General features: G+C 67.5%; 17 protein-coding genes and 1 pseudogene. 6 read left to right on the top strand and 12 right to left on the bottom strand.

Features of this window, described 5'->3' with window-relative positions; genetic code table 11:
• Positions 1 to 207, top strand: a pseudogene (locus tag EJC49_RS20010) (thymidine phosphorylase); the annotation flags it as partial.
• A gap of 49 nt (positions 208 to 256) precedes the next feature.
• Here the strand turns inward: EJC49_RS20010 and EJC49_RS20005 are convergent.
• The 4 genes from EJC49_RS20005 to EJC49_RS19990 all read right to left on the bottom strand — a co-directional run bounded on the left by EJC49_RS20005 (position 257) and on the right by EJC49_RS19990 (position 5018).
• Positions 257 to 520: a hypothetical protein gene (locus EJC49_RS20005; protein ID WP_126701705.1), complete on the bottom strand. Its 264-nt coding sequence runs from the start codon at positions 518 to 520 to the stop codon at positions 257 to 259.
• Positions 520 to 1746, bottom strand: a complete 1227-nt coding sequence (locus tag EJC49_RS20000; RefSeq protein WP_126701704.1) for an aminomethyl transferase family protein — start codon at positions 1744 to 1746, stop codon at positions 520 to 522. The genes EJC49_RS20005 and EJC49_RS20000 overlap by 1 nt, the downstream gene beginning before the upstream one ends.
• 85 nt (positions 1747 to 1831) lie before the next feature.
• Entirely contained in the window at positions 1832 to 3412 is a 1581-nt protein-coding gene (locus tag EJC49_RS19995) for a phytoene desaturase family protein (RefSeq protein WP_245453487.1), read from the bottom strand.
• The gene (locus EJC49_RS19990) at positions 3399 to 5018 is read right to left on the bottom strand and encodes a phytoene desaturase family protein (RefSeq protein ID WP_126701703.1); all 1620 of its coding nucleotides are present in this window, start codon (positions 5016 to 5018) and stop codon (positions 3399 to 3401) included. Before EJC49_RS19990 ends, EJC49_RS19995 begins: the two co-directional genes overlap by 14 nt.
• 194 nt (positions 5019 to 5212) lie before the next feature.
• Here EJC49_RS19990 and EJC49_RS19985 point away from each other — a divergent pair, with 194 nt between their 5' ends.
• The 3 genes from EJC49_RS19985 to EJC49_RS19975 are packed head-to-tail and all read left to right on the top strand — an operon-like array spanning position 5213 to position 7847.
• Complete coding sequence (locus tag EJC49_RS19985) at positions 5213 to 6016, top strand: methyltransferase domain-containing protein (protein WP_126701702.1); 804 nt, start codon at positions 5213 to 5215, stop codon at positions 6014 to 6016.
• Between the two features lie 32 nt (positions 6017 to 6048).
• On the top strand, positions 6049 to 6726 hold the full coding sequence (locus EJC49_RS19980; protein ID WP_126701701.1) for a TetR family transcriptional regulator C-terminal domain-containing protein: 678 nt from the start codon (positions 6049 to 6051) through the stop codon (positions 6724 to 6726).
• A gap of 29 nt (positions 6727 to 6755) precedes the next feature.
• Positions 6756 to 7847, top strand: coding sequence for an ABC transporter substrate-binding protein (locus tag EJC49_RS19975; protein ID WP_126701700.1), 1092 nt, complete (start codon positions 6756 to 6758; stop codon positions 7845 to 7847).
• A gap of 23 nt (positions 7848 to 7870) precedes the next feature.
• On the opposite strand, the gene EJC49_RS19970 is transcribed toward EJC49_RS19975, so the two are convergent.
• From EJC49_RS19970 to EJC49_RS19940, 7 genes are all read right to left on the bottom strand, one after another.
• Complete coding sequence (locus EJC49_RS19970) at positions 7871 to 8983, bottom strand: sn-glycerol-3-phosphate import ATP-binding protein UgpC (RefSeq protein ID WP_126701699.1); 1113 nt, start codon at positions 8981 to 8983, stop codon at positions 7871 to 7873.
• A 13-nt stretch (positions 8984 to 8996) separates the two neighbouring features.
• Positions 8997 to 9845 (bottom strand): sn-glycerol-3-phosphate ABC transporter permease UgpE, encoded by an 849-nt coding sequence (gene ugpE, locus EJC49_RS19965; RefSeq protein ID WP_126701707.1) that lies wholly within the window; start codon positions 9843 to 9845, stop codon positions 8997 to 8999.
• Positions 9846 to 9906: 61 nt separating this feature from the next.
• On the bottom strand, positions 9907 to 10761 hold the full coding sequence (ugpA, locus tag EJC49_RS19960; RefSeq protein WP_245453488.1) for a sn-glycerol-3-phosphate ABC transporter permease UgpA: 855 nt from the start codon (positions 10759 to 10761) through the stop codon (positions 9907 to 9909).
• A gap of 138 nt (positions 10762 to 10899) precedes the next feature.
• On the bottom strand, positions 10900 to 12210 hold the full coding sequence (gene ugpB, locus EJC49_RS19955; protein ID WP_126701697.1) for a sn-glycerol-3-phosphate ABC transporter substrate-binding protein UgpB: 1311 nt from the start codon (positions 12208 to 12210) through the stop codon (positions 10900 to 10902).
• Between the two features lie 225 nt (positions 12211 to 12435).
• Positions 12436 to 13509, bottom strand: a complete 1074-nt coding sequence (locus EJC49_RS19950; RefSeq protein ID WP_126701706.1) for an ABC transporter ATP-binding protein — start codon at positions 13507 to 13509, stop codon at positions 12436 to 12438.
• 7 nt (positions 13510 to 13516) lie between these two features.
• Positions 13517 to 14341 (bottom strand): ABC transporter permease, encoded by an 825-nt coding sequence (locus EJC49_RS19945; protein WP_126701696.1) that lies wholly within the window; start codon positions 14339 to 14341, stop codon positions 13517 to 13519.
• On the bottom strand, positions 14338 to 15243 hold the full coding sequence (locus tag EJC49_RS19940; protein ID WP_126701695.1) for an ABC transporter permease: 906 nt from the start codon (positions 15241 to 15243) through the stop codon (positions 14338 to 14340). The genes EJC49_RS19945 and EJC49_RS19940 overlap by 4 nt, the downstream gene beginning before the upstream one ends.
• A gap of 248 nt (positions 15244 to 15491) precedes the next feature.
• On the opposite strand from EJC49_RS19940, the gene EJC49_RS19935 reads away from it, so the two are divergent.
• Positions 15492 to 16904: an aminotransferase gene (locus EJC49_RS19935; RefSeq protein ID WP_126701694.1), complete on the top strand. Its 1413-nt coding sequence runs from the start codon at positions 15492 to 15494 to the stop codon at positions 16902 to 16904.
• Positions 16905 to 16960: 56 nt separating this feature from the next.
• Positions 16961 to 17353, top strand: coding sequence for a GFA family protein (locus EJC49_RS19930; RefSeq protein WP_126701693.1), 393 nt, complete (start codon positions 16961 to 16963; stop codon positions 17351 to 17353).
• Here EJC49_RS19930 and EJC49_RS19925 read toward each other — a convergent pair.
• The coding region (locus EJC49_RS19925) for a citrate synthase (protein ID WP_126701692.1) at positions 17350 to 18105 on the bottom strand (756 nt) is incomplete at its 5' end. The two genes, EJC49_RS19930 and EJC49_RS19925, sit on opposite strands and share 4 nt — an antisense overlap.

Below are 18105 nucleotides of genomic sequence, written 5' to 3'. Positions count from 1 at the left end.
GACCCGGTCGATCCGGCGGTCGGCCTGAGCGGGCTCGTCCCGGTCGCGGCGCGCCTCGACGCAGGCGATCCGCTCGCCATGGTGCACGCGCGAGACGAGGCCACGGCCGCCGCGGCGATCGCCGCCGTGCAGGCCGCCTACAGGATCGGCGCCACGCGCCCGCCGCGACGCAAACCGGTGCTGCGCCATGTCGGAGCCGCAGACTGACGCCCTCCCTTGCGGTGAGCGGTCGTCCGGTTTCACGTGAAGCGCTGGCCTATCGACCGGTCCTGCGCGATTCCACCCGCGCGATCCAGTCGCGCCCGACCCGCCGCTCGCGCAGCAGGGGCAGAGGGTCCTGATCGTCGAGTCGCGAGCAGAGCCGGTAGACCTCCAGCGTCTCGGCGTTCATGATGCCTTGCCTGTAGAAATGCATCGCCGCCGCGTAGCGGGCGCGGCCGGACCAGGGCTCGCCAAGCGGCATCGTCACCAGCGCCCAATTCTCGGCGTCCTCCGCGTCGCGTTCGGCCTCCTGGTCCATCAGCAGTCCGCGGGCGGCGTGGCCGTTCGCCGGTCGAGCTTGACGAAGGGGCGGGGAACGACCGTCGCCCGCTTCATCAGCTTCATGTACTGGCCCTCGCGCATGGCGTAGATCTCGACCCAGAGATCGTCGTTCCGGGTGTCGCCATAGGGCCGCGACAGGGTGGCGATGGCGATGTTGCGCTTGGCCATCGGCGACCAGATGGCGGCGCTGACCAGCCCGACCTCCGTCTTCCTGGCATGATAGACCAGCGCATGCTCGGCGGGCACGTTGCCCTCGATCTCGAGACCGACGAGGATGTGTTTCAGGGTGCCCCTGCGACGCGCGTCGAGAATCGCGCGGCGGCCGTTGAAATGCGGCTTGGCCTCGTCGACCAGCCAGCCAAGGCCGATCTCGTCGGGCATGCGCACCCGGTCGGCGCGGATGGCGTGTTCGGCGGCGATGAAGTCCGCATTGGCGACGATGAAGCCGGCCTCGATGCGGGCACGGTTGAGCGCCGTGTAGCCGATGGCGCGGATGCCGCGCCGGGCGCCTGCCTCCCACAGCCGGTCCCAGAGCGACAGCGCATCGGCGGCCTCGACGAAGAGCTCGTAGCCGAGATCGCCGGTGAAGCCGGTGCGCGAGACCGTCACCGCCCCGCCCTCGTGCGGGAATTCGGCGAGATCGAAGGGCTTCAGCCGTTCGATGCCGGCAAAGCCCGCGTCCTTCAGGATTGCGCAGGCGGTCGGGCCCTGCAGCGCCAGCCCCGCCACCGCCTCGGTCTCGTCGACGACCGTGACGTCGAAGCCGATGGCGCTGTCGAGCAACCAGGGCAGGTGCCGCTCCTGGCAGCAGAGGCGAAAGCGGGTCTCTGCGAGCCGGAACAGCGTGCCGTCGTCGAGCACATGGCCTTCGTCATCGCACCAGGCGGTGTAGTGGACGCGCCCGGGGCGGAGCCTGGCGACGTTGCGCACGAAGACGCGCTCGCAACAGGCCTCGGCGTCCGGCCCCTCGATGCGGTACTTGATCATCGGCGAGATGTCGAACAGGCCAGCCTGGCTGCGGATCGCGAAGTATTCCAGCTCCTCGTCCCACAGCGACAGCGGCGCCTTGCAGCCGGCCCAGACATACCAGTCGTGGCGGAAATCGAGCGCGGACAGCCGCGGGTGGAACGGCGTCTCCCGGCGCATGGCGCGCCAGTGGTCTTGCTGGGCGAGGCGGGGGCTTTGCTGGGGCGTCACGGACATGTCGCGTTCCTTCGCGCCCCCCTCTGGCCTGCCGGCCAGAGGGGGGCGCCGTAGGGTGCAACGCTCGCGGATCGATCCACCATCCTCATCCCCGCGTCTCCACCACCCGCTTCGCCGCGTTCCAGCCCGGTGCCCCGGAGACGCCGCCGCCGGGATGCGAGCCGGCGCCGGCGAGGAACAGGCCGTCGACCGGGGTGTCGTAGCCGTCGGCGCCGTGCACGGGGCGGTTCATCAGCATCTGGTCGACCTGCAGCTCGCCATGGTGCCAGTGCCCGCCCGGCATGCGGAACCGCGCCTCGATGTCGGCGGGCGTCAGCAGTTCGGCATGGCGAACGCTCCCGCCGATCCCCGGGGCATGGCGTTCCAGCACGGCCATGATGGCGGCGAGGAATTTCGGCTTGCCGGTCTCCCAGCCCTGCTTCAAGGCGTAGGGCGCATATTGCACCACCGCCGAGAGCACGCAGGCGCCGGCCGGCGCGAGCGACGGATCGGAGAGGCTGGGCAGCGTGATCTCCATCACCGGTTCGGGCGAGAACTCACCGTACTTCGCCGGGTTGAAGGCATTCTCGACATGGTCGACCGAAGGCGCGATCACCAGCCGGCCGCGATGCGCGGTCTCGGACAGGCCGGCGAAGCGCGGCGGCGCGTCGAGGGCAAGGTGGAGCTTGGCCGCGTCGCCCTTCATGCGGATGTTGCCGAGCCTGCGCACGAAACCGGTGTCGACGTGGCGCGCGCCGACGAGATCGAGGAAGGTCGTGACCGGATTGATGGCCGAGACGATCGCGCGGGCACGGATTTCCGTGCCGTCGTCGAGCACCACGCAGCAGGCGCGCCAGTTCTCGACCAGGATGCGGCGCACGACGGCGCCGGTGCGCAAGGTGCAGCCGGCAGCCTCGGCGGCGCGAGCCAGCGCGGCCATGACCGTGCCCATGCCGCCTATCGGCAGCAGCTGCCCGCCCGCCACGCCGTCGATCTCGCCGGCGAGCCGGTAATAGAGCCCGAGCAGCGAGGTCGGCGAGCGCGGGCCCAGATGCGCGCCGAGCGTCGCGTCGAAGGCGAGAAGTCCTTTCAAGCGGTCGTCTGCAACATGCTCGTCGAGAACGTCGGCGACGTTCATGAGCACCATGCGCAGGAATTCGCGCATGTCCTCCTTGCCCAGCCGGCGCAGCGACAGGGCCGCCGAGCCGAGCGTCGTCGCCTGCGCGAGCGACATGGTCCCGAGGTCGGGCGGGCGGCGCGACAGGAACGGCTTGAGGATGCCCGCCTGGCGGAAGAGCAGCGATCGAAGCTGCGACCAGCCGGCGCGGTCGGCCGCATCGACGGCGCCGTCGAGCCGCTCGCCATAGGCGCCGTCCAGCACCAGCGGTTCGCCCGCGGCCGACAGGGCGACGCTCGGCATCGGGCCGGGGGCCAGCGTCAGCCCGTGTCTCTTCAGCTCCAGCCCGGCGACCATTTCGGGGTGCAGGCGATTGAGGATGTGGGCGAGGCTCGAAACATGAAAGCCGGGCACGAACTCGTGCGTCCCCACCGCGCCGCCCAGCGCGTGCGCGGCCTCCAGCACCAGCACCTTGCGCCCGGTACGGCCGAGCGATGCCGCGCAGGCAAGCCCGTTGTGGCCGCCGCCGATGACGACGGCGTCGAACCGCGCGGCCTCAGATGACATCATGGGCCGGGCTCATGTGCGGGGTGCCGCGCTTGAGGTCGCGCAGGATCTCGGCGGCGGCGTTGCGGCCCGGCGCGCCCATCACGCCGCCGCCGGGATGGGTGGACGAGCCGCACATGTAGAGCCCGCCGATCGGCGAGCGGTATTGCGCGTATCCCGGCACCGGCCGGTTGAACAGCAGCTGGTCGAAGGTGAGCTCGCCCTGGAAGATGTTGCCCTCGGTCAGGCCCACTTCGGCTTCCAACTCGCGCGGCGTGCGCACCTCCATGTGCACAATCCGCTCGCGGAAACCGGGCGAATAGTCGGCGATCTGGGAGATGACGGTTTCGCCGAAGGCGTCGCGGTCGGCATCGGTCCAGTCGCGCCCTTCGACCTTCGGCGGGCAATACTGCACGAAGCAGCTCATGAAGTGCTTGCCGGGCGAGGTCATGGTCGGGTCGAGCGTCGTCGGGATCACCACGTCGAGGAAGGGATCGGCCGACCAGCGCCCGGCCTTCCAGTCGTCGTAGCCGCGCTCCATGCGCTCGACCGAATCGGTGAAGTGCAGATCGCCGCGCAGGCAGGGCGAGTCCTTGGGCAGCGCCGGGAAGTCCGGCATCGAGTCCAGCGCGATGTTGACCTTGCCCGAGGAGCCGCGGATCTTGAAGTTCCTGACCCGCCGCAGGAACGGCTCGGGCAGCTCGCGTTCCTCGACGAGGGTGAGGAAGGTGCGCTTCACGTCGGCGTTGGAGACGACCATGCCGGCGCGCACCTCCTCGCCGCCGGAAAGCACCACGCCCTCGGCCTTGCCGGCGCGCACCAGCACGCGGTCGACCTCGGCATCGGTGCGGATCGTGCCGCCGCTGGCCTGGAAGGACGAGGCCAGAGCCTGCGTCACCGCGCCCATGCCGCCGCGCGCATAGCCCCAGGCGCCGACCGAGCCGTCCACCTCGCCCATGTAGTGGTGCAGCAGGATATAGGCGGTGCCCGGCGACATCGGCCCGAGCGCCGTACCGATGATGCCCGACAACGCGAAATAGGCCTTGATGACGTCGGTCTCGAAATACTCGTCGAGATAGTCGGAGATCGACATGGTCCAGAAGCGCGCCGTCTGGGCCATCTCGGCCGCGCCGAGGCCGGCGAACTTCTTGCCCAGATAGAGCAGTTCGCCAAGATCGCGCGGCTTGAGGCTCGTCGGATCGGGGGCGGTGCGCATCAACAGCGGCTGGATGAACCGGCACTGGCGCGTCACGTCGCGCGAATAGCGGTCATAGGCTTCCGCGTCGCGGGCCGAGAAGCGGGCGAACTCGCGCCGGTGGGCGTCGTGGTCGCGGTAGTTGGCGAGGGCGTCGCCGTCCCGCGTCAGCACCGCGCCGCCCTCGTAGGCGATGACCTGCAGGCCGTGGCGCGGCAGGTCCAGGTCGCGCATGATCTCGGGCCGGAACAGCGAGCAGACATAGGAGCAGTTGGAATAAATGAAGCCGGGCGTCAGCGAGCGGCTGACGGCGGCGCCGCCCACCCAGTCGTTCTTTTCCAGCACCAGCACGTCGAGGCCGGCCCGCTGCAGGTAGCAGGCGTTGACGAGGCCGTTGTGGCCCGCTCCGATGATGATGGCGTCCCAGCGCTTCATCCAACCCGCCCCGCTTGGTCGAGCCTCGATCGTGCCGGCTCGCCAGGAAATCTGGCACGGTGCGGGCGCGCCTGTCCAGCCATTCTGAATGAATGTTCAACAAATGAGGTTGCGTTTCCGCCGCTGTCCGCTAGGCTTTCGACGACGGGCCCGAGAGGGCTGCGGGACTTGCGGCACGCTTGGAAAGGCTGACCATGCACGGCGTCCTGGAGGACCAACCGCACGCGGAACCGGAATATGACGACGCGGCCATCCGCTTCCTGGAGGCGCTGTGGGGCGAGGGCTATCTCTCGCCCGGCGGCCCGGAGGAGGTCGACCGCGTGCTCGCCGGGCTCTCCCTCATGGGGCGGACCGTGCTGGACGTCGGCTGCGGTTCCGGCGGCGTCACCCTGCATCTGGTCGAGCGCCATGGCGCCGCACATGCGACAGGCTTCGACGTCGAACTGCCCGTCATCGTCGCGGCGCGGACCCGCGCCTGGGAACGCGGCCTGTCGCAGCGGGTCGACTTCGTCCAGGGGCCGCCCGGCCGCCTGCCCTTCGGCGACGAAAGCTTCGACGTCGTCTTCTCCAAGGACGCCCTGCTGCACGTGCCGGACAAGGAGGCGCTGTTTGCCGATCTCTGGCGCGTGCTGAAGCCCGGCGGCCATCTCGCGGCCAGCGACTGGATGATCGGCCACGATTGCGAGCCGAGCGAGGACATGAAGGCTTATGTCGCCGCGGAGGGGCTGAGCTTCGCCATGGCGTCGCCGGCCCGCTATCGCGCGGCGATGGAGAAGGCGGGTTTCGTCGACGTCGTGACGGTGGACCGCAATCCCTGGTATCGCGACGTCGCCCGCGCGGAGCTGGAACGCCTGAAGGGGCCGCTCCGCGCACGCGTCTCGGCGGCCGTCGGGGAAGCCTACGTGGACAAGAACATCCGCACCTGGGAAGCCATGCAGAAGGTTCTTGACTCGGGCGAACACCGTCCCACTCATCTGCGCGGAAGGAAGCCGGGATAGTGCTGGACCTTCCTCGGGAGAAAGCGGTTCTCATGTCCGACAGCATCACCGCCGAGCGGCGCGCCGACGGCGACCGGAAGGGTCGCAAGGCCTCCAAGGAAGTCCGTCGCCAGCAGCTCATCGACGCCACCATCGATTCGCTCGCCAGGCGCGGCTATGCCGAGACCACGCTGGCGGACGTGGCCGATGGCGCCGGCCTGTCACGCGGGATCGTCAACTTCCATTTCGAGAGCAAGGAAAAGCTGCTCGTCGCCACGCTGCAATTCATGGCGGAGGAATATGCCGCCCATTGGCGCGGCGCGCTGGAGAAGGCCGGGGATGATCCGGCCGGGCAGCTCTGGGCTTTGTGCGCGGCCGACTTCGACCGCGCGGTCTGCACGAAGCGCAAGCTCGCCGCCTGGTGCGCCTTCTGGGGGGAAGCCAAGTCGCGGCCGACCTACCAGGCGCTGTGCGGCGGGCGCGACCAGGCCTACCACGACGTTATGGTGGACATCTGCACGCGGCTCAAGGAGCACGGGCACTATCCGATCGATCCGCAAGCCAGCGCGCTGGCCATCAACGCGCTGCTCGAAGGGCTGTGGCTGCGCCTGATGCTGGCGGCCGACGAGGTGTCGCGCGAGACCGCCTTCGCCGCCGCCGCCGAACTTCTCGCCGCGCTGTTTCCCGGCCATTTCGTCCGGGGCGCCGACGGGACCGTCTCCAGGGCATGAAGATGACACAACAACGGGAGCATGCAGGCATGACGACTTTCAGGCAATTCTTGAAGCACTCCGTCGCGCTCGGGCTGGCCGGCGCACTGACCGGCCTTCCCACCGCCGCGGCCCTGGCCGCCGACGGCGATCTCGTCATCTTCGACTGGTCCGGCTACGAGGAGCCTTCGTTCCATCCGCGCTATGTCGAGAAGCATGGCGATTCGCCGACCTTCACCTTCTTCGGCGACGAGGACGAGGCCTTCGAGAAGCTGCGCTCCGGCTTCAGGGCCGATCTCGGCCATCCCTGCTCGCAGAGCGTGGCGAAATGGCGCGACGCCGGCCTGCTGCAGCCGCTCGACACCGCCCGCATCGAGGGCTGGGACGACCTGCTGCCCGGCATCATGGCGATGAAGGACCTGGCTACCACGGCCGACGGGACCGCCTGGTTCATGCCCTGGGACTGGGGCAACACCTCGCTGACCTACAACACCGAGAAGGTCGCGGCCGAAGACGTGACGTCGCTGAAGGCGTTCACCGATCCCAAGTTCAAGGACCGGGTGTCGCTGCCCGACAATGTGGACGATGCCTTCGCGCTGGCGTCTCTGGCGATCGGCCTGAAGGACTGGACGCAGATGACCGACGAACAGTTTGCCGAAGCGGCGGACTTCCTGCGCGAGGTGCACAAGAACGTGCGCCTGTACTGGACGGATTCCACCGAGATCGTGCAGGCGCTGGGTGGTGGCGAGGTCGATCTCGCCTGGGCGTGGAACGACGCCGCCACGCAGCTTTCGGCCGAGGGCCAGCCCTTCGCCATGAACAAGGACACGGCCGAAGGCATCTCCACCTGGGTGTGCGGCTACGTGCTCCTGAAGGATGCGCCGGGGAGCCTCGACAAGGCCTATGATTTCCTCAGCGCCGTCAATGCCGACCCGGAAGTCGCCAAGTACATCGTCAGCGACTGGGGTTACGGCCATGGCAATGCCAGGGCGATGGAAGCGGTCGATCCGGAGGTGCTGGCGGAAAAAGGCTATCTCGACGTCGACGCGTTCGTCGACAAGACCCTGTTCCAGTCGCCGCTTTCACCCGAACTGAAGCTGCGCATGATCGACGAATTCGAGAAGATCAAGGCCGGCTACTGACGCCGTGCGCCCGGCGGCGCGGCTCAGGCCGGCGCCGCCTGAACGGCCGCTGCCCGGACGATGACGCCGGCCGGCGACCGCTCGATCCGCTTGCCCGCCGCATCGAAGGCGTGGAGCCTGGCGTCGGCCACCGACACCGGCATCCGGTCGCCGGGCTTCACGTCGGTGCGGCCGGCAACACGCACGATGAGCTGGCTTCCGGCCGCCTCGCCGTGCAGATAACTTTCCGCACCGACGGGCTCGACGGCGAGGACGTGGAAGTCCAGCGCGAAGGAATGCCCATCGGCGCCGACGACCGCGTCTTCGGGCCTAAAGCCGAGGAGGGCTGCCGCGGAACCGTCGAAGGCGGTCGACGCCAGCACCTGGCCGTCCTTCAGCGCGTGACCGTTCGCGGCGCGCGTCAGCGGCAGGAGGTTCATGGGCGGCGCGCCGATGAAGCTCGCCACGAAGGTGCTGGCCGGCTTCTCGTAGACGTCCAGCGGGGCACCGATCTGCTCGACCACGCCATTGTTCATGACCACCAGCTGATCGGCGAGCGTCATCGCCTCCAGCTGGTCATGCGTCACGTAGACGGAGGTCACGCCGAGCGACCGCTGCAGCCGCTTGATCTCGACGCGCATCTGGCCGCGCAGCTTGGCGTCGAGGTTGGACAGCGGCTCGTCGAACAGGAACACCTTCGGATCGCGGACGATGGCGCGGCCCATGGCCACGCGCTGCCGCTGGCCGCCGGACAGTTCGCGCGGCCGCCGCTGAAGCAGCTGCGTCAGCTCCAGGGTCGCGGCGGCGGACTGCACGCGCTTGTCGATCTCATCCTTGGCCATGCCGCGGTTGCGCAGGCCGTAGGCCATGTTGTCGTAGACCTTCATGTGCGGATAGAGCGCGTAGTTCTGAAACACCATGGCGATGTCGCGCTCGGCCGGACCGATGGCGTTCACCACCTTGCCGTCGATCGCGATGTCGCCGGCCGAGATCGCCTCCAGCCCGGCGATCATGCGCAGGAGCGTGGACTTGCCGCAGCCCGACGGGCCGACGAGCACGCACAGCGCGCCGTCGGCAATGTCGATCGACACACCTTTCACGGCCTCCACTCCGCCCGAGTAGACCTTCCTCACATGCTTCAGTTCAACCGTCGCCATCGCTCTCTGGTACTCACTTCTCGGTTTCGACGAGGCCGCGCACGAACCAGCGCTGCATCAGCAGCACCACCAGCACCGGCGGCGCGATCGCCAGCATGCAGGTGACCATCACGAGGTGCCACTCCGTGTCGGCATCGGCAAAGGAGACCATCTTGCGCAGCGCGATGACGATCGTGTTCATGTCGTTGCGGTTGGTAACCAGCAGCGGCCACAGATATTGCGTCCATCCGTAGATGAACATGATCACGAACAGCGCGGCGATGTTGGTCCGCGACAAGGGCAGCAGGATGTCCTTGAAGAAGCGCCAGGGGCCTGCGCCGTCGACACGCGCGGCCTCCACCAGCTCGCCCGGAATGGTGAGGAAGAACTGGCGGAACAGGAGCGTGGCGGTGGCGGACGCCATCAGGGGCAGCGTCAGGCCGGTGTAGGTGTCGATCAGGCCGAGATCGACCATCACCTTGTAGGTGGGCATGATGCGCACCTCGACCGGCAGCATCAGCGTGATGAAGATCGCCCAGAAGAAGAACATCCGGAACGGGAAGCGGAAGAACACGATCGCGAAGGCCGACAGGATGGAAATGACGATCTTGCCGATGGCGATGCCCAGCGCCACGACGGTGGTGTTGAACAGCAGCGTGTCGACGCCGACGCCGCCGATCCGGCCGATGCCGCCGAAGATCGCAGTCGTGTAGTTGTCCCAGAACCGGTCTCCCGGCAGCAGCGGCAGCGGCGGTCGCAGGATGGTCTGGAGCGACTGCGTGGACGCGACGAAGGTGTAGAAGATCGGAAAGGCGACGACGAGGATGCCGAGGATCAGGATGGCGTGCGCGATGTAGCGCGAGCGGCGGTTGATGCCGACCATCGCGCCATCTTCGCGCCGCCCGAGCACGGCCGCGGTGGATCCGGTGGCGGCTGCGGCATGATCAGCCATAGTGCACCTTCTTTTCCACGTAGCGGAACTGGACCGCCGTCATCGCGATCACGATGACCATCAGGATCACCGACTGCGCCGCCGACGAGCCGAAGAGCAGATTGACGAAGCCGTCATTGTAGACCTTGTAGACCAGCGTCTCGGTGGACTTGCCCGGCCCGCCGCCGGTCACCGCGTGGATGATGCCGAACGTGTCGAAGAAGGCGTAGACCGTGTTCACCACCAGCAGGAAGAAGGTGGTGGGCGCGAGCAGCGGGAAGACGATGGTCCAGAAACGCTTGGTCTCGCCCGCGCCGTCGATCGCGGCGGCCTCGATGAGGGTCTTGGGGATGGCCTGCAGGCCGGCCACGAAGAACAGGAAATTGTAGCTGATCTGCTTCCATGCGGCAGCCGCGATGACCAGCGTCATGGCCTGCGGCCCGTTGAGCAGCGGATCCCAGTTGTAGCCGGTGGCGCGCAGCATGTAGGCGAAGGTGCCCATGGTGGGGTTGAACATGAACAGCCACAGCATGCCGGCGATGGCGGGCGCAACCGCGTAGGGCCAGATCATCAGCGTGCGGTAGATGCCACGGCCGCGGATGACCTTGTCGGCCATCACCGCCAGGAGCAGCGCCGTGCTCATGGCCAGGGCAGCGGTGGCGACCGAGAAGATCGCGGTGACCTCGATCGAATTGATGTAGTTCGGGTCGGCCAGGACACGGCGGAAATTGTCGAGCCCGACGTAGCGCGATGCCAGGCCGAACGGGTCCTCGCGCAGCACCGACTGGTAGAGCGCCTGGCTTGCCGGCCAGTAGAAGAAGACGAGCGTGATGGCCAGCTGCGGTGCGAGCAGCAGATAGGGCAGCATCCTGTTGGGGAAGACGACGCGTGGAGACAAGGGGCTCTCCTCGAAGCGGCCGGCATGCTGCCTGGAACCGGAGATGCGAACCCACCCGCGCGGACTGCCGCGCGGGTGGGTGTTGGTTTTGGCCGGATTGGCTCGGGATCAGTTGCCGAGCGCTTCCTGGATGGCGGCGTTGCCGCGCTCGACGGCGTTGTCCAGAGCCTGCTTGGCGGTCTGCTGACCGGCGAGCATCTTCTCGAACTCCTCGTTCTGAATGTCGCGGACCTGCGGCATGTTGATGAGGCGGATGCCCTTCGAGTTGGCGGTCGGCTCCTTGCCCATCATCTGGGTGATGGGGGTCTCGCGGCCGGGGTTCTCGTCGTAGAAGCCGGATGCCTTCGTCGCCTCGTAGGCGGCCAGCGTCACCGGAAGATAGCCGGACACCTGGTGCAGGCGCTGCTGGATCTCGACCTGCGAGAGGAACTGGAAGAAGGCGGCGACGCCCTCGTACTCCGCCTCGTCATGGCCGCCGAACACCCAAAGGCTCGCGCCGCCGGGGATGGTGTTCTGCGGGGCACCCTCGAGGTCGGGGTAATAGGGCATCTGGCCGATGCCGTAGTTCATGCCCGCCTTGACGATGTCGCCGAGACCGCCGGAGGACTCGGTCATGATGCCGCATTCGCCCGACAGGAAGAGCTGCTTGGCCTCGGAGGTGCGGCCGCCGTAGCGGAACACTTCGTCCTTGGCCAGGTCGGCGATGTTCTGGAAATGGCGGACATGCGCCTCGGAATTGAAGGTCAGCTCGACATCCGTGCCGGCGAGGCCGTTCTCGTTGGTGCCGTACTGGAGATTGTTCCAGGCCGAGAAGTTCTCGAGGCCGATCCAGGTGAGCCAGGTCGAGGTGTAACCGCAGGCGGCGGCGCCGCTGGACTTGATGGCGCGCGCGGCCTCGAAAACCTCGGGCCAGGTCTTCGGCGGGTTGCTGGCGTCGAGGCCGGCCTTCTCGAAGATGTCCTTGTTGTAGTAGAGGATCGGCGACGACGAATTGTAGGGGAACGACAGCATCGTGCCGTCGGGCCTGGAATAGTAGGACACGATGCCCGGCAGGTACTGGCTCTTGTCGAACGTGCCGCCGCCCATCGACAGGATTTCGGCGACCGGCTTCACGGCGCCCTCGGCGGCCATCATCACGCCCGTGCCAACGTCGAACACCTGGATGATGTGCGGGGTCTGGTTGGCGCGGAACGCCGCGATGCCGGCGTTGAGCGTCTCGGGATAGGTGCCCTTGAACACCGGGGTGACCTTGTACTCGGACTGGCTCTCGTTGAATTCCTTCGAGAGGGTTTCGACCACCTCGTTGTTGGCGCCCGTCATGGCGTGCCACCACGAGATTTCCGTGACGGCCATCGAGGGGGCTACGGAAAAGGCCAGAAAACCGGCCGACAAGGCCGCTGTCGTGCTGCGCAGGATCATCGTCTACTCCCAATATCTTTGTTGGCGAAAGGGGGGGCTTCCGCAGCCGGCAGTATCGTTTGCGTGCGACGACTCGACAACAGTTTTGTTTCAGTTTTGTGAAATGCGCCGGCTGACGAAAGGCATCCGAAGGTCGAGACGCTTAGCCGGGGTGTTCGCCGCGGGCCGGATCGTTTGCCGTGGACGGGCGGCACGTCCGGGCACCGGGCGGACAGGCGGCCTCGTTCAATCGGCCATCGCCACCAGCGCGTCGGGCTCGTAGGCGATGCGGATCTGCGCGCCTACCGGGATGTCGTCGGCGCCGAAATCGTTGGTCTCGGTGACCGAAAGCGGCGCGTCCATGCCAGGGATCGCGACCACGAGATGGGTGATCTCGCCGAAATAATGCCGGTCGACCACGGTGCCGGACAGTTCGTGCCGCGCGGTCTCCTGGTCCCACAGGACGCGCAGCCGTTCCGGGCGGATGCCGATGGTGACCGCACCGCCCTTTCCCGACCATTGCGCCGGCTTTGGCGTGGTGACGCGGCCGAAACCCATCGTCTCCACTTCGATCGCCGTGCCGTTCTCGCCGACGAGGGCGGCCTGGATGAAATTCATGCCGCCGAGGAAATCGGCGACCTGACGGTTCACCGGCCGCTGGTAGATGTCCTTGGGCGCGGCCACCTGCGCGATGCGACCGCCGAACATCACCGCGATGCGATCGGACATGGCCAGCGCCTCGTACTGGTCGTGGGTGACCAGCACGAAGGTGATGCCGACCGCCTTCTGCAAGGTGCGCAGTTCCACCTGCATCTGTTCGCGCAGCTTCTTGTCGAGCGCCGAAAGCGGCTCGTCGAGCAGCAGCACCTTGGGACGCATGACGAGCGCGCGGGCGAGCGCGACGCGCTGGCGCTGGCCGCCCGACAATTCGGTCGCGCGGCGCTTGCCGAAACCGGCCAGCGAAACCTGCGCCAGCGCCTCGTCGATGCGACGCCTTTCCTCGGCCGGGTCGAGCCGGAGGCGTTTCAGCCCGTAGGCGACGTTCTGCTCGACATCGAGATGCGGAAAGATCGCATAGCTCTGGAACACCATGTTGGTGGGCCGCCGGTTGGCCGGAATGCCGAGCATCGGCTGGCCGTCGATGGTGATCGTGCCGGATGTAGGCGTGTCGAAGCCGCCGATCATCCGCAGCAAGGTGGTCTTGCCGCAACCCGACGGGCCGAGCAGCGAGAAGAACTCGCCCGGCCGGATGGAGAGGCTGGCATCGTCGAGCGCGTTGAACTTGCCATAGGTCCTGGTGACGCTGGCGATCTCGATCATCGGCCGGTCAGGCAAGCAAGCCTCCATCGACATTGGCCCGCCGCGCGGCGCGGCGGCGGTAGATTTCGGCGATCGTGAGCAGGACGAAGGACAGGACGAGCATGATGGTGCCGAGCGCCAGCACGCCCGGCAGGCGGGCGGCGAACCGCAGCTGGCCCCAGATGTAGACCGGCAGCGTCGCGTCGGTGCCGGTCAGGAAGAAGGCGAGGATGAACTCGTCGAGCGAGATGGTGAAGGAGACGAGCAGGCTCGACACGATGGCCGGCGCCACCATCGGCAAGGTGACCCGACGGAAGGTGCCGAAAGCCGTTTCGCCGAGGTCGGTCGAGGCTTCCTCGAGGCTGCGGTCGAAGCCCTCGAAGCCGGCGATCAGCACCGTGACCGAATAGGGCACGCAGATCAGAACGTGGCCGAGCACGACGGTGAGCAAAGAGAGCTGGAGCCCGAGCCGCAGCATCACCAGAAGCAGCGCCACGGCGATGATGATCTCCGGCAGCACCAGCGGCGCCATGATCAGCGCGCTCATGGGTTTCTGGCCGCGGAAGCGGTAGCGCGTCATGGCGCGGGCGGCGCAGATGCCGAGCAGCGTGGAGGTGACGGCGGCCGCCACGCCGACCATGGCGCTGTTCCTCGCCGCGTCGAGCATCGCCGGCGTGGTCAGCAGGCCCTCGTACCATTTCCAGGTGAAGCCGGAGAGCGGGAAATTCGGCACCGCCGAATCGTTGAAGGAAAACAGCGGCAGCAGCAGCACCGGCAGATAGAGGAAGACGACGTAGAGGGTTACGTAGAGCGCCAGCCAGTTGATGCCGAGGAAGCGTGGCGCGCGGGTCATCGGATGCGCCCCGCCGCCCAGCGCAGGAGGCCGACGCAGGACACCGCCACCACCGTGATGACGATCATGGTCGTGACCGACAGCGCCGCGCCGAGCGGCCAGTTGGCGCCGCGCTTGAACTGCACCTCGATGGCGCTGGCGATCATGACGCCATCCTTGCCGCCGACCAGGCGCGGGGTCACGTAGTCGCCGACGGTGGGGATCATCACGATGATCAGCGCCGCGATGATGCCGGGAACGGTCAGCGGCAGCGTCACCCGCAGGAAACGGCGGATCGGCCCGTCGCCGAGGTCGGACGCGGCCTCGATCAGCGTCCGGTCGACCTTCTCCAGCGAGACATAGATCGGCAGGATCGCGAAGACGGCCCAGGCATGGGTGAGCGTGATCAGAACGGCGTTGGTGTTGTAGAGGAAGGCGGTCGACGGCTCGTCGATGATGCCGGTGCCGAGCAGCGCCGTGTTCAGCACGCCGTTGTAGCCGAGGATCACCTTCCACGACATGACCCGCAGCAGGTAGCTGGTCCAGGCCGGGATCGTGATCAGGAACAGAAGCAGGCTCTTGTAGCGGCCGCCATGGAACGAGATGTAGTAGGCGACCGGATAGGCCAGAAGCACGGTCAGGAAGGCGACGCTCATCGACAGGATGAGCGATCGCATCAGAAGATCGCGATAGATCGGCTCGGTCAGCGCGATGCGGTAGTTGTCGAGCGTGAAGGTCCGGTCGATCGTCAGGTAGGTCTGCGTCCAGAACGAATGCGCGATCACCACCAGGATCGGCGCCGCCAGCATGACGAGCGCGAAGAGGAAGGTCGGGCTCATCAGCGCCAGTCCCTGGCGCTGCTCCGTCCGAAGCAAGCCCGGGCGGGCCGGGGTGGCGGGCCGTCTCCCGATCGCGACGGTCATCGCGATGCTCCAGGCCGGTCATCTGGCAAGGGCGCGGGACGTGTCGTCACTTCTCCACCCGTGGATCGCACCGTCCCCTGTCGTCGGCGCCTCGACCGAACATGAGCCCATGGCCGGATTGAAATCAAGCGCTATTTCTGGAATATTGATTGAACGGACATTCAGAATGACTGGAAAAACCGTCGCGGTTCCGGGATGTTGGGCGAGCAGTCCGTCAGGTCCCAGGCGTGCGGTCAGCGAGGACACCGATGGCGGCGATCAAGAAACCGGTTGACGATGCAGGCTCACCCCCGGCCCCCCGGTTCGAGGGCGCGGAGCGTCACCTGATCCAGCCCTGGCCCTACGCCGGCGCGATCGGCAACGAGGCACGCACGCCGATCGAGACGGGTGACGGCATCTACATCACCGACGCGGATGGGCGCCGGCTGATCGACGGGCCGGCGGGCATGTGGTGCGTCAATCTCGGCCATCGCCGGGAAGAACTCGCCCGCGTCATGGCCGATCAGGCGATGGAGCTCTCCTACAACACGCCCTGGTACACGATGAGCGACCCTTCGGCCGAGCTCGCCCGGCGGCTTGCGGCCCATGCCCCGGGCGACCTGGAGCATGTGTTCTTCACCACCGGCGGCTCGTCGGCGGTGGAGACCGCGCTTCGCTTCATGCAGTTCATCAACAACGTCCGCGGCCGGCCGGACAAGAAGCTGATCCTGTCGCGCGGCGGAGCCTATCACGGCTCGACCTATCTGTCGGCCTCGCTGAACGGACGGCCCCGCGACCGGGACTGGATGGACGGCGCCGACGACCTCGTCGTCAAGCTGTCCTGTCCCGATCCCTTCCGCCGGCCGGCCGGCATGACCATCGAGGCGTTCACCGATTTTCTCGTCGACGAGTTTCGCGCGACGGTCGAGCGGGTGGGGGCCGAGCGCATCGGCGCTTTCGTCGCCGAGCCCGTCCAGGCTTCGGGCGGCGTCATCGTGCCACCGCCGGGCTACCTGCCGCGGATCCGGAACCTCTGCCGCGACAACGACATCCTCTACGTTTCCGACGAGGTGGTGACCGCCTTCGGCCGGCTGGGGGAGGTCTTCGCCTCGGGCGACGTCTTCGGCATCGAGCCGGACATGATCACCTTCGCCAAGGGCGTGACGTCGGGCTACTTCCCGCTCGGCGGCGTGATGATCTCGGCGCGGCTGACCGAGGAACTGCGCCGCTCTAACCATCCGCAGGCCATGTTCGGGCACGGCTACACCTTTTCCAGCCACCCGATCGGCTGCGCCGTCGCGCTGAAGAACCTCGACCTGCTGGAAGGCGGCGTGCTGGAGCATGCCCGCACCGTCGCGCCCTACTTCCAGGAACAGCTGAAGACGCTGGAAGACCTGGCGCTGGTGGGCGAGGTGCGCGGCGCCGGGCTGATGGCCTGCGTGGAATGCGTCGCCGACCGCGAGAGCAAGAACCCGCTCGCCCTCGACAATGCGGTGGGCAAGCGCATCGACGCGCACTGCCACGAACTCGGCCTGCTGGTGCGGCCGCTGATCAACATGTGCGTCATGAGCCCGCCGCTGATCATCACCCGCGACCAGATCGACGACATGGTCGCCATCCTGCGCGAAGGCATCTCGCGCACGATGGACGACCTGCGCCGCGAAGGACTGTGGCAGGGGTGACGCGCGGCTCTGTTCCGTGCGAACGTTCGTGCCTTCGACCGTGACGGAGACCGTGGATGGACCGCTTCGCCGGAGGATGCCTGTGCGGCGACGTGCGGTTCGTCGCGTCGGGGCAACCCTATCGCGTCGGACTCTGCCATTGCCTGGATTGCCGCAAGCATCACGGCGCGCTGTTCCATGCTTCCGCGATCTTTGCCCAGGACGCCGTGACGATCGAGGGCGAGACGCGCGACTATCGCGGACGTCATTTCTGTCCCCGCTGCGGTTCGCCGGTCTTCTCGCGCAGCGGGGATGAAATCGACGTGAACCTCGGGGCGCTCGACGAGCCCGACCAGTTCCGCCCGACCTATGAGCTCTGGACCATCCGTCGCGAAGCCTGGCTCCCGGTCTTTCCGTTGGCCAGGCATTACGAGCGGGATCGGGAGTCCACCGGCCGCCGCGAAGACTAAGCCGGCATCTCGCCGACATAGACGGAATCAGGTCGCAACAGGCGGCCCGTCCGTTGCTGCTCGATCGCATGCGCGGTCCAGCCCGCCACTCGCGCGGTGGCGAAGATCGGCGTGAAGGCCTCACGCGGGACGCCGAGCGCGTCGAGCAGGATGGCGGTGTAGAACTCCACGTTGGTGTCGAGCGGACGATCCGGCTTCGCCTTCCGCAGCGCCTCGCGCGCATAGGCCTCGACCTCCGCGGCAAGGCCGAGATCGCGCTGGGTCCGGGCAAGGGTTGCGACCGCCTTGCGCAGGACGTCGGCGCGCGGGTCGCGCACGCGGTAGACCCGGTGGCCGAAGCCCATCAGCCGGTCCTTGCGCGCCAGCGCCGCATCGACCCAGGCGGCGATGTTGCCGCGCTCGCCGATCGCGTCCAGCATGTCCAGCACCGGACCCGGCGCGCCGCCATGCAGTGGCCCGGTCAGGGCGCAATAGGCGGCGGTGACGGCCATGAACAGATCGGCCTTCGTGGACGCCACCACGCGGGCGGCAAAGGTCGAGGCGTTCATGCCGTGGTCGCTGGCGGTGACGAAATAGGCGTCGAGGGCCTTGGCCTCGACGTCGGTCGGCGGCGTGCCGCGCAGCATGCGCAGCGTGTCCGCCGCATGGCCGAGCGCCGGATGCGGCGCAATGGGCGCCTCACCGCGCGACCGGCGCACGAGCGCCGCCGCGATGACCGGCATGGCACCGACCAGCACGGCCTCGTCGGGAAG

The organism is Aquibium carbonis (genome assembly GCF_003970795.1).
Classification (GTDB): domain Bacteria; phylum Pseudomonadota; class Alphaproteobacteria; order Rhizobiales; family Rhizobiaceae; genus Aquibium; species Aquibium carbonis.
The sequence above is the reverse complement of the archived record's forward strand: the minus strand, read 5'-3'. Positions and strand labels throughout refer to the sequence as shown.

Excerpts from the sequence above, each read along its gene's own strand:
- EJC49_RS19970 (WP_126701699.1), bottom strand. The coding sequence starts at position 8,983 with ATGGCGACGGTTGAACTGAAGCATGTGAGGAAGGTCTACTCGGGCGGA.
- EJC49_RS19930 (WP_126701693.1), top strand. The coding sequence starts at position 16,961 with ATGGACCGCTTCGCCGGAGGATGCCTGTGCGGCGACGTGCGGTTCGTC.
- EJC49_RS19990 (WP_126701703.1), bottom strand. The coding sequence starts at position 5,018 with ATGAAGCGCTGGGACGCCATCATCATCGGAGCGGGCCACAACGGCCTC.
- ugpA (WP_245453488.1), bottom strand. The coding sequence starts at position 10,761 with ATGCTGCCCTATCTGCTGCTCGCACCGCAGCTGGCCATCACGCTCGTC.
- EJC49_RS19975 (WP_126701700.1), top strand. The coding sequence starts at position 6,756 with ATGACGACTTTCAGGCAATTCTTGAAGCACTCCGTCGCGCTCGGGCTG.
- EJC49_RS19935 (WP_126701694.1), top strand. The coding sequence starts at position 15,492 with ATGGCGGCGATCAAGAAACCGGTTGACGATGCAGGCTCACCCCCGGCC.
- EJC49_RS19940 (WP_126701695.1), bottom strand. The coding sequence starts at position 15,243 with ATGACCGTCGCGATCGGGAGACGGCCCGCCACCCCGGCCCGCCCGGGC.
- EJC49_RS19945 (WP_126701696.1), bottom strand. The coding sequence starts at position 14,341 with ATGACCCGCGCGCCACGCTTCCTCGGCATCAACTGGCTGGCGCTCTAC.
- EJC49_RS19980 (WP_126701701.1), top strand. The coding sequence starts at position 6,049 with ATGTCCGACAGCATCACCGCCGAGCGGCGCGCCGACGGCGACCGGAAG.
- EJC49_RS19995 (WP_245453487.1), bottom strand. The coding sequence starts at position 3,412 with ATGATGTCATCTGAGGCCGCGCGGTTCGACGCCGTCGTCATCGGCGGC.
- ugpB (WP_126701697.1), bottom strand. The coding sequence starts at position 12,210 with ATGATCCTGCGCAGCACGACAGCGGCCTTGTCGGCCGGTTTTCTGGCC.
- EJC49_RS19985 (WP_126701702.1), top strand. The coding sequence starts at position 5,213 with ATGCACGGCGTCCTGGAGGACCAACCGCACGCGGAACCGGAATATGAC.
- EJC49_RS20005 (WP_126701705.1), bottom strand. The coding sequence starts at position 520 with ATGGACCAGGAGGCCGAACGCGACGCGGAGGACGCCGAGAATTGGGCG.
- EJC49_RS19950 (WP_126701706.1), bottom strand. The coding sequence starts at position 13,509 with ATGATCGAGATCGCCAGCGTCACCAGGACCTATGGCAAGTTCAACGCG.
- ugpE (WP_126701707.1), bottom strand. The coding sequence starts at position 9,845 with ATGGTCGGCATCAACCGCCGCTCGCGCTACATCGCGCACGCCATCCTG.
- EJC49_RS20000 (WP_126701704.1), bottom strand. The coding sequence starts at position 1,746 with ATGTCCGTGACGCCCCAGCAAAGCCCCCGCCTCGCCCAGCAAGACCAC.